The organism is Oceanospirillum sediminis, assembly GCF_014164585.1.
GTDB classification, from domain to species: Bacteria; Pseudomonadota; Gammaproteobacteria; order Pseudomonadales; family Halomonadaceae; genus Oceanospirillum; species Oceanospirillum sediminis.
The window spans coordinates 1-396 of sequence record NZ_JACJFM010000183.1; the positions used below are offsets into that span (position 1 = coordinate 1).

Genomic DNA, 396 nt, shown 5'->3' on the forward strand with positions numbered 1-396 from the left:
TTAACAATGTTACAAATCATAGGTTGCTTCCGATAGAAGAATATCGTGATAACTTTAGTGAAACAGGAGAACATAATGATGAGTCTATGTTTGAGATAGGTTATAATGGTGAAGTTGGTACTGAAGCAGAGCGATGGGCACAAACAGGTATAGGAACATCTGAGGTAACATTTCGCTCTCAAGACTACACCGGATGGGCTAATGCAAGACCATCTACTAAAGTTATAGAAGAGTTTGAGGAGGACGACCCAAGGTTAGATATTGCTATTCTACAAGATGAGGATAATACGTATGGCCCTGGAGATTCCTTTCAATTTCCTTGCCCTGGATGTGTTGGGGGACCAGTTTGGTATAAGTTTTCACAATTGTATGATGAGCAAAATGTATCACAAAATA

1 protein-coding gene is annotated in these 396 nt (G+C 39.1%); it reads left to right on the top strand.

The features are described 5' to 3' along the window. Positions 1-396, top strand: a 396-nt coding sequence (locus tag H4O21_RS28325; protein ID WP_220495872.1) for a hypothetical protein, incomplete at both ends; no start/stop codon positions are given.